This is a genomic window from Sulfolobales archaeon, from assembly GCA_038897115.1.
In the GTDB taxonomy this organism is placed as follows: domain Archaea; phylum Thermoproteota; class Thermoprotei_A; order Sulfolobales; family AG1; genus AG1.
Window position 1 is genome coordinate 1 of sequence record JAWAXC010000076.1, and the last position, 10,313, is coordinate 10,313.

Below are 10,313 nucleotides of genomic sequence, written 5' to 3' on the forward strand. Positions count from 1 at the left end.
TGTCTTGAAGGGATCTTTATTGAGGCATCAGATCTAGTGACTACAGAATATGGCTTCTGGACAAGGGATAGGAGTGGCTTGAGAATCCCAATACCAGGCTCCCAAGGATCTCCACCAGAACTGCCCCAGAGAATTGTTGAGCCAGATCCCATCCTATCAATAGAGATCTCAGGGCTTGTAATGCCTAATCCCCTAATGAATGCCTCAGGATGCGGTGTTTCAGGTAGAATACTATATAGATTTGCCCTCGAAGGTGCGGGAGCTGTTGTAACTAAATCCCTAGGGCTGGAACCTAGAAGAGGGTTTAAAGGCCCAGTAATGGTTGAGGACCCCCCGTCTATATATATAAACGCCCTTGGCCTCCCAAACCCAGGTGTGGATGCATATGTAGCAGAAGTGATGGATGCTAAGAAGGCAGGCGTCCCTGTGATAGCAAGTATATTTGGAAGAGATCCTGGGGAATATGCTGAGGCTGCTAAGAAGATCTCAGCTGCAGGTGTGGATGCAATTGAGCTCAACATATCATGCCCCCACACAGAGTTCGAAATGGTAGAGGATATACCAGAGCTTGTGAGGGATGTGGTGAGGAGTGTTAAAAGGGTTGTGAGGATCCCTGTATTTGTGAAGATCTCTGCGAATTCAGATTATATAGATGTTGTTAGAAAAGCTGTGGAGGGAGGTGCAGATGGGATCACAGCGATCAATACTCTTAGGGGCTATCTATATGATCCTGTATTTAGAAGGCCTCTCCTCAACAGCTCCAAAGGATATGGAGGAGTCTCAGGGCCTTCTCTGAAGCCGATACTGAGGAGGGTTCTAGCAGATATAAGGGGTGAGGTTAATGTCCCAATAATAGCTGTTGGTGGTATAGATTCTGTAAGGGATATTATAGAGCTATCCATGCTAGGTGCCAGGGGATTCCAAATATGTAGTGCGATAGCCTATAAGGGGTTTAAAGTGTTTAGAGAGATTCTAGATGGTCTTAGAAGCTATCTGAGGAATATTGGTGTGAGGAGCTTTAGGGAGTTCTTAGAAGGGCTTAAAAGATCTTGATAGGCTAGATGTGTTTTAGTAGATCCTCGATTTTTCTGAATATATATTCCACATTTCCCCTAGTGATTCTATATATAAGGTCTTCATCAGCCCCCATGCTTATGAGCATATCTAATGCCTTGTCATATATATCGAGACTCCTAATACCAGAGAGGTATGGGGGGCCGGCCTTCTCCCACGGCGAATGAGGCGCGTGATCTGTTTCTAGAAAGTCTATAAGCCCTGATAATACAGATCTTCTTAACCCCTCTACATATATTCTGTCTCTTATAGGAGGGTTAACCTTGAGAACAACGCTCTCAGGACTCCTCATATGATCTGTGTCGAAAATCAGATGATGAGGGGTAACTCCACAGGCCACACTAACACCCTCCTCCCTAGCTCTATTGATTAGAAGCACAGCCTCCGGTGTGGATATATGGACAAAATATAGGGTTCCTCTAAAACCAGCCTCTCTAGCTAGGTGAAGCTGTTGCCTCACACACTCAACCTCAGCTTTTGGGGGTCGGGCGATATTCCATGTATATGGTCTATGGGGATCCCAGAGATCCTCTGACAGTAGATCGTATTTCTCGCAGTGAATCGCTAGAACCCCTCTATAGCCAAGAGATGCTAGGGTCTTATATATTAGAAGCTGCTCTTCTACACCCTTTGCTTCGAGACCCCTCATAGGGGCTGTATATAGCTTCATCCCAACAACCCTATATATCTCCTCATAGGCCTTTACAGCCTCCTCTAATTGTTTCTCATTAGGTGTTGCTGCCATATATAGAAAATAGTGTTGAAGAACCCCCTGCTGCTCAGCCGTTCTAAGCCTCTTCCTAGCCTCTTCTAAACCTAGCAGTGGGGGATCAGTGTTTGGCATGTCAAACACAGCTCCTATCCCCTTAGAGAGCGCCTTCCTCACAACATCGCCTATTGTTGCCTTATAGCTTTCATTCCAATCCCTACAATGTACATGGGGATCTACTCTCCGATGGCTCTTATCATATTTTCTAGACATCTAAGACCCCTCTCTCCTGATAACTAGATCCGCCATCCTCTCAAACTCCACCATGGTATCGCAGTACTCACACTGTATAGCTCTTAGCTCCCCAATCACTCTAAACCTAGATTTAATCGGCTCTCTAGGTGAGTTGCTGATACAAGTTGGCTCTGGACATCTAATTCTACCCACTATCTTCTCGGGGATCTTTGGTTTGTATTTCTCAACCCTCCAATCCCTTATATAGTTAACGGTGATTGTTGGATATACAAGGCATATTATGTCGGCCTCATCGTGAGATATATGATGCCTGTATATCTTTATCATATCCTTTCTACCATATTTTCTGCTGGGAACGTTGTGAAGAACTATTAGGGAGTACTCAGACCGTTTTATCTTATCAAGCTCTAGTAGTCTTAACACATTTTCAGCTTTCCATGGTGGTATATGATCTATAACTGTGCCCATATCTATCTTCCTAACAAGCAGGTGCTCCTCCAAAGAGCTCACCCCAGTATAAGGCTTATCAGAGCTACCCTCACATTAACCCCCCATCTAGCCTGGTCGAAGTACCAGGCGTTTGGAGTTCCATCTAGCTCTGGGGATAGCTCGTCAACCCTTGGTAAAGGATGCATTATCCCTACATCGCTTCTAGCAATCCTCAAAATCTCTGGGGTAACTGTGTAGGCACCTCTAAGCTTCTCATACTCCCCCGGATCTGGGAATCTCTCTTTTTGAAGCCTTGTGACATAGAGAACATCTATATTTCTTAACGCATTAGCAGCAGATCCTATATCCGTGATCTTGGTATATTTAACTCCTCTTAATTCGAGATAAACCTCAACTTCCCTCCTGATTTGTAGCATTGGTGGAGCTATATAGTAGATCTCTACGTCTCTAAAAAGTGTTAGAGCATAGCTTAGAGAAGAAACTGTTCTAGAGAATCTGAGATCACCTAGAAAACCTATTCTCAACCCATCAATAGATCCCCTTTTTCTATATATAGTATATAGATCTAAGATAGCTTGTGTAGGGTGCTCCCTACTCCCATCACCTCCATTGATCACTGGTACTCTGCTGATTTCCGCAGCATATAGAGCTGCTCCTCTGCTGGGATGTCTAAGTACTATTAGATCTGCACCATAGGATTCGATCATTTTTATAGTGTCATATAGATTCTCACCTTTAGCCATTGATGATATAGATGGATCTCTAATCCCTATTACCTCACATCCAAGGATCCTCGATGCCTTTTCAAAGCTATGATAGGTCCTTGTAGAGGGCTCTACAAATATTAAGGCTACAGTCTTTCCCTTCAATAGATCTCTATATGTGCTTGGGTTTTCCTCATAGCTATCCGCTACTCTAAATATTGCTTCTAAATCTTCTCTAGATAAGTCTCTGGCAGATATAATATCCTTTCCCCTTAGATTATTGTATTGAAGGATCTCTCCATATCTAGGTTCTAGCAAAAGCCCACTCTATGTAGTGCTTAGAGGTTAAAAAGCTCTAGCTAGCGTATGATTCATCAGATCCTCTCGAAGAAATATAATACCTATGTGATTTCTATAGCCTCTAGAGACTTTATCTTAGCGAAATACCTCATATGCTCTCTAAGATCTCCATATACAACTACAATGTGGTTGCCAAGAGCCTTATCTATGAGATCTCTTACAGAACCATCTATCTTAACCTCTATCTGTGTTCTACAGAGATCCTTTCTACCGAGATCGCCATTCACTATCACACCAGTTCCAAAGAATATCTTATCGAGATCTTTTCCTCCTAGCCTGGCAAATGTCACTCTCTCGCCCTCTCTTAGCCTTCCACGGATAGCCACGGTTCTATCTGTCTCATAGTAGGAGAGTAGCACGGATCTCTTGGGATCTATCATCGATATTGGAACTGTGCAGTGTGAGAAGACAGCTGTGTTTCTAGCACTATCTATCCTAGTTAGGTTAGCCATGAAAGAAGCCTTACCAGTCATATAGTAGATCATAAGCTTGGTTATGACGGCATCGTGCTCCCCCTCATAGTCAGATGGGATTCCTTCATCACTTAATAGCGCAACCCCTAGATAGGGTCCCCAATCCCTTAACGAGGGATCTAACATATCTCTCGCCTCAACAGCTGCTGATGAAACAGAGTATTTCTTTACAACCTCCTTTATACCCATATATATCCTCACAGCCTTCTCTAGATCCTCATCACTCCTTTCAACCTTACCGAACATCGCCTTCAGCTCGGCAACCTTATCAGCTACAGCTTTTCTATCTGCATTCATAGCTATGCCAAGCATCTCCTCCCACCTGATCTTAACCATATCAAGGCCAAATCTGCTCCTCAGCTGCTCAGGGGTTCTTCTAATAAGTATCCACGGCTCCTGCTCTCCTATCTGGGCAAACCTGGATCTTGTGAGCATAACGCTAGCACGTAGAGCGCTTAGGAATGGTGAGACCCTCTCATATATCTCCCCAACCTCTCCATATCCAACAGAGATCTCTACACCGCTATTTCTCAGAGCTGCTATAGCCTCCCTCACAGAGGCTAGGGAGTTATGGGCTGGATGTGCATATACCAGAATCGGTTTTCTAAGCTCTAAACCAATCCTATAGATCATCCTATCTGTTCCACCGCTCCACACAACAACTATCCCGCCATCTACCCAGTCCCTATATCTAGATGCCATCTGCTCGGCCTGATCAGCACTTGTTATGAGGGGTGCGAATTCAAGTATATCCCCTATTGGTGAGAGGGTTTTTCTGACCTCCTCATACATCTCTTCAGCAAATCTCCTCTGAATATCGGATAGAGGCGATGCTACTGTAAAGACAGCTATTCTCATGAGACCCACCAACCTCTATTTTTCTAGAATATTATATAGCTTTATAAGAGATCCATATAATATGATGTTAGAATATAGTGCTGGGGGATGTGATGCTCTAATGGTGATTGAGGATCTTAAACAATATAGATTTAGACCTCAATATTCTCCAGAATGGGGCTCCGGAGGGATCTTTGGTCTTAGATATCATAGAGGATTTCTCTACTTTATGCTATCCTTTGAGGCAAGGGCGTATTTCATATCTAGAGATCTATATAAAGAATACGATCTAAATCTTGTAGGTCCACCCCCTAGATCTGGCGGGGATACCTATAACGCTTCTGATGCAATCGATAATAAGATATTCTTCGGCGGATGGGTCCATGCACCGATCAGGTTTATACCTAGCGATAGAAGGATCGACTTCAGCTCTAAGTACTCACATCTACACTATTTCGACATAGACAATCTAGAGATTAGGATCATCTGGAAGGAAAGCGCTGGCAATAGGGATACATGGGTTGGGGAGATTTCCAATATACTATATGATCCTGTTGAGCAGAGGCTCCTAGTCTCTAGAGCCGATGGCTCCCAAAATCTCGGGGTATACTCAGTGAGTCTCGATGGAACCTCTATAAGGCTTAGCGATAGGCCAAGCCTTAAGGGAGCCCTTCTAGGGGATCAAGCGTGCTTCGATATATCCGAGGGGTTTGAGGGTTTTAAAGGGCTGCAGTGTCTAGATCTGATTGATAAGAAGTGGATCTATAGGATCCCTGGGGATAGAAGGAAGATCTCTGTTGACGGAGCTGGCTTTAGAAAAGCTGGTGTGGGTGTGGTAGCACCTCTATATGGGAGGATCTTAACATTTGTTAGGGGAGGCTATATAGTTTGGGAGCCGTGGGAGAAGGAGGGGGAGGATCTATACTTTATAAGGCTCTTCGATCTACCGCCAAGCGATTATGGACCTCTAAGAACCTCCTATACTCCACTCGGAGGTGGCATAGTGGTGCCCTTTAACTCATATACACATGGTGTGTTAAGGCCTAAAAGCGAGGAGGAGAGGGTCTTTGCTAGAAGCTTTAACACCCCAGCAGCACCTACCCTTCTACTCTATCTAACACCTCCCACAATAAGGATCCTATGTCCTCTCGGGGCTAGAGTCACCTCTCTGGAAAGCGTGGGGGAGAAGATGATCCTAGGCGTTAATACCGCACCAAATACAGGTGGGGGAGACGCTACACCACTAGATCTTGGGGAGAGAAGTCTTCTAATAATCAATGCCGACTCACTGCTTAACACATGTAGATCTAGCTTTGTAATAAAGGTTAGGGGAAGCGATGTGAGGCAAGAGAGGTGGGGAGGAATACCGCTCACATCTGTGAAGAGAGCTCTGCTGAATATATACGCTGGTAAGGGGAATATGCTGAGGATCTATGAGTATGATGCTTCACTTCCCCCAAGCTTTCTGGGTGTTGATAGCTATAGAATCAATTCTGGGAAAAACAGTATAGATCTTAGCTCATATAGAAATATAGTATCTATGGAGCTGGAAGAGGTTGATGAGAAGGCTAACATATACATAGCTCTCGACCTAGGATAGAATGGTCTATTTCAACAGTCTTTAAAGAGTTTAAGGGCTCTAGCGATGGCTAGACAACCAGGATCGAGTTATAGACTTTCTTCTAACAATAGAGGGTTTAGCCTTTTAGATTTAAGATCAAGGTGGAAGCCGATCTAATATATAACGGGGTAATAGTAATAATAATTAGTTTGCGGCTTAAAACCCTCTTCTCTAGAGTATCAAGGGGCTAGAATCTATTAAGGAATGTAACATATTTTCTTCGGAGCTAATGTGAAGGGATTCGCCAATGGGGGGTGCAAGATCCAATAGCGATCTTCCAAGGATAGTTGTGTTTGGAGATTGGGATGCTGATGGAATAGTAGCCTCTGCTGTTATAATGAGTTCTCAGAGATATGGAAAGATATATCCTATTAAAGGTGAGGCAATACTTGATCTTGAACCTTCAGAGCCTTATAGGCTTTCCCTTAGATTCGCTGAGATCCCCTGCTACGATGTTGTTGTTGTTCTAGATATACCAATAATAAATCCTATAATAGAGAAGATCAAGGGGTATAGGGAGAGGTGCAGATATGCTAAGATAATATATATAGATCACCATGTATCCTCCCACGAATATATAGAGATCCTCTATGGGATTGTTGATGAGCCCCTCATAGGCTATGTACCAGCCTCGAGGATAGCTCTCGATAGGGTGATTGCTATAGGGTATAGCCCTAGTGAAAGGCTAAGATCTTTTGTAGATGCTGTAGATCTCATGGATCGAGGTGCAAGGGTTCCAAAGGAGATGTCTAGCCTGCTCAAGACGGTCTCCAGCATTTCTAAGGCACTCACATATAGGAGAGATCCTAGCCTGTGGAGGAGGGCTGTGGAGTGGATATCCTCTCCAACACCCCTTCAACACCCGCTTATAGGCGAATCTATGGGGGAGATAATGAGAATAGCTGAGGAGGCTGAGAAGAGGATAAGGGATGAGGCTAATATGCTAGCTATATCATCCCAGAAGCTGGGGATATTCAGATATGTTGATGCAAGGGATAAGTGGAGGGAGAGGGGGGCTAGCGCGCTCGCGTCAGCTATCTATAGAAGGTTAAAAGCCCCAGTTATCCTATGTGTGAGGAGTAGAGATGATAGCCATCTCCTATTAATAATTAAATATCCTAGGAAAGCCTATAAAGTGGTTAGAATCCTCAGGGAAGAAGGGATAGCTATTAGTATAGGGGGCCATGCATCGCTTGGGATAGCTAAGATCCGGTATGAAGATCTTGGGAAGGCTTTGGATTTATTGAGGAGAAGATCTTATAGTCTTTGATAGCTCTCTAGCTAATATATAGAGCCCAAAATGAATCATATATATGGTAGGGCCATGCTATTTGAAACACTTGCAGAGGTATTTGAGAGGCTTGAGACAACTAGTAGTAGGCTTCAGCTGACAGCTATACTCACGGATCTATTCAAAAAAGCTGATCCAGAGGATATAGATAAAGTTGTCTATCTAGTCCAAGGCGAGCTATGGCCCCAGTGGAGGGGAGAGCCCGAGCTGGGTGTTGGTGAGAAGCTCCTGATCAAAGCGATCTCCCTATCCCTTTCGGTTCCAGAGGCTGAGGTTGAGAGGCTCTATAAAAAACATGGGGATCTTGGAAGGGTTGTAGAGCATCTCAAGGCTGTTAAAAGAACACAGGGAGGAGGGCTAACAGCTTTTATGGGTAGGCAGGCTAGGAAGCTAAGCGTTTCCGAGGTTTACAACTCATTGGTAAAAGTTGCTAGGCTTGTTGGTGAGGGCTCTAGGGATCTTAAGATAAAGATCCTGGTATCGCTTCTCCAAGACGCCTCTCCCAAGGAGGCTAAATATATAGTGAGGCTTGTTGAGGGAAACCTAAGGCTGGGAGTGGGGGATGCAACTATAATGGATGCTCTTGCAATAGCGTTTGGTGGAAGCGATGCTATGAGATCTATTGTTGAGAGGGCATATAACCTGAGAGCAGATCTAGGAAACATAGCATCTATACTTGCCAGAGAAGGTATTGAAGCGCTTAAAGAGCTTAAACCCGAGGTGGGGATACCTATTAGACCTATGCTAGCTGAGAGGCTGGACAATGCTAGGGAGATTCTAGAGAAGGTTGGTGGGAAGGCTATTGCTGAGTATAAATATGACGGTGAGAGGGCACAAATCCATAAGAAAGGCGATCAGGTATATATATTCTCGAGAAGGCTGGAAAACATAACCCATCAATACCCCGATGTTGTTGAGATGGTTAGGAAGCATGTTAAGGCTAGAGAGGCTATAGTGGAGGGGGAGATAGTAGCGATAGATCCTGAGACAGGTGATATGAGACCCTTCCAAGAGCTTATGCATAGAAAGAGGAAGCACGATGTAAGCGATATAGCTAAGAAATACCCCGTTGTTGTCAGACTCTTCGACGCTCTCTACGTAGATGGGCAAGATCTAACTGGTGCTCCTCTACCACAGAGGAGGGAGATTCTGGAGAGGATTGTTGAGCAGAGCCAGAGCTTCTCAATAGCAAATTACATAGTCACAGATGATCCAGAGGAGCTCGATAGATTCTTCCTAAAAGCTCTTGAAGACGGGTGTGAAGGCATCGTTGTAAAGGCTATACATCAGAAGGCCATATACCAAGCTGGTGCAAGAGGTTGGCTCTGGATCAAGTATAAGAGGGATTATAAGAGCGAGATGATAGATAGCGTTGACCTAGTTGTTGTAGGAGCATTCTATGGTAGGGGTAGGAGGGCTGGCCTCTTCGGAACGGTGCTTCTAGCAGCTTACGATCCTCAGAGCGATGTTTTCAAAACAGTCTGCAAGGTTGGCACAGGATTCACGGATCAGGATCTAGCTGAGATGAACAAGATGCTCCAACCCCTAATCATAAACCATAGGCATCCCAGAGTTGTATCAGATATAGAGCCAGATGTCTGGGTAGTTCCACAGCTGGTAATGGAGGTCATAGGTGCAGAGCTAACCCTCTCACCTCTGCATACATGTTGTAAAGACGCTGTAAGAAAAGGGGCAGGTGTATCCATAAGATTCCCTAGGTTCATAAGGTGGAGGCCTGATAAAAGGCCTGAGGACGCCACTACAGAGAAGGAGCTCCTCGAGATGTATATAAGGCAGCTGAAGAAGATCTCAGAGGAGGGTGTGGAGCAGCCATAGCTACTACATAGCTATCCCAAATAGCTCTCTCCGATATTTGCTATCGCTAATATATGATAGATAAATTTTTCGAGTGCCTCTCTCTATATGGGCCTATAATGCCTAGGGAAGATCTTCTTAAAAAGATCTCTCAAGGCCCTCTTCTACAGATCGCCCTGGACATAGTGGATCTAGATCTTGCATCAAGGATCGCTAGAGACGCAGCTAAAGTAGGCTTCGACATAGTAGAGGTTGGAACACCCCTTTTAAAGGCGCATGGATCAACAGCGATCTCCAGGATAAAGGGGTCAGCAGAAGGTTCCATAGTTATGGTAGATACAAAAACAGCCGATGCTGGAGGCCTAGAAGCTGAGATCGTTGCAAACGCCGGTGGAGACGCCATGAGTGTTCTCGCGCTATCTAGTGATGAGGTTATCCAGGAGACTATTTCGAGGGCCAGGGATCTTGGTGTGTCAGCCTGGGTTGATATGATCCATGTCCAGGATCCTTTGAAAAGGGCTGAGGAGCTGAGGAGCCTAGATCCAGATATATTGGTTATACACGTAGGGGTTGATGTACAGAGGAGGAGAGGCATAACCGTTGACGTGCTTGAAAAAGTCGTTAGAGAGGCTGTGGAGAGAGGCTTCAGAGTAGCTGTGGCTGGGGGGATAAGAGGCGAATCTATAAAGAGGATGGCTAGCATCGGGGCATCTATAATAATTAT

9 protein-coding genes are annotated in these 10,313 nt (G+C 44.7%); 5 read left to right on the forward strand and 4 right to left on the reverse strand.

Going from position 1 to position 10,313, the window contains the following annotated elements; all coding sequences use genetic code 11:
* Positions 1 to 1,053 (forward strand): tRNA-dihydrouridine synthase (locus QXE01_09365; GenBank protein ID MEM4971447.1); only part of this gene is annotated, 1,053 nt, incomplete at its 5' end.
* A gap of 4 nt (positions 1,054 to 1,057) precedes the next feature.
* Here the strand turns inward: QXE01_09365 and QXE01_09370 are convergent.
* The 4 genes from QXE01_09370 to QXE01_09385 form a co-directional block, all read right to left on the reverse strand.
* Entirely contained in the window at positions 1,058 to 2,056 is a 999-nt protein-coding gene (locus QXE01_09370) for a hypothetical protein (protein ID MEM4971448.1), read from the reverse strand.
* Positions 2,057 to 2,539 (reverse strand): aspartate carbamoyltransferase regulatory subunit, encoded by a 483-nt coding sequence (locus QXE01_09375; protein ID MEM4971449.1) that lies wholly within the window; start codon positions 2,537 to 2,539, stop codon positions 2,057 to 2,059.
* 5 nt (positions 2,540 to 2,544) lie between these two features.
* Positions 2,545 to 3,510, reverse strand: a complete 966-nt coding sequence (gene pyrB / locus QXE01_09380; protein MEM4971450.1) for an aspartate carbamoyltransferase — start codon at positions 3,508 to 3,510, stop codon at positions 2,545 to 2,547.
* Between the two features lie 83 nt (positions 3,511 to 3,593).
* Positions 3,594 to 4,883 (reverse strand): hypothetical protein, encoded by a 1,290-nt coding sequence (locus QXE01_09385; GenBank protein MEM4971451.1) that lies wholly within the window; start codon positions 4,881 to 4,883, stop codon positions 3,594 to 3,596.
* A 61-nt stretch (positions 4,884 to 4,944) separates the two neighbouring features.
* Here QXE01_09385 and QXE01_09390 point away from each other — a divergent pair, with 61 nt between their 5' ends.
* From QXE01_09390 to QXE01_09405, 4 genes are all read left to right on the forward strand, one after another.
* Positions 4,945 to 6,462, forward strand: coding sequence for a DUF2139 domain-containing protein (locus QXE01_09390; protein ID MEM4971452.1), 1,518 nt, complete (start codon positions 4,945 to 4,947; stop codon positions 6,460 to 6,462).
* Positions 6,463 to 6,730: 268 nt separating this feature from the next.
* Positions 6,731 to 7,753: a hypothetical protein gene (locus QXE01_09395; protein MEM4971453.1), complete on the forward strand. Its 1,023-nt coding sequence runs from the start codon at positions 6,731 to 6,733 to the stop codon at positions 7,751 to 7,753.
* Positions 7,754 to 7,807: 54 nt separating this feature from the next.
* Positions 7,808 to 9,610 (forward strand): ATP-dependent DNA ligase, encoded by a 1,803-nt coding sequence (locus QXE01_09400; protein MEM4971454.1) that lies wholly within the window; start codon positions 7,808 to 7,810, stop codon positions 9,608 to 9,610.
* Positions 9,611 to 9,708: 98 nt separating this feature from the next.
* Positions 9,709 to 10,313: orotidine 5'-phosphate decarboxylase / HUMPS family protein (locus QXE01_09405; GenBank protein MEM4971455.1), on the forward strand; the 605-nt coding region annotated here is incomplete at its 3' end.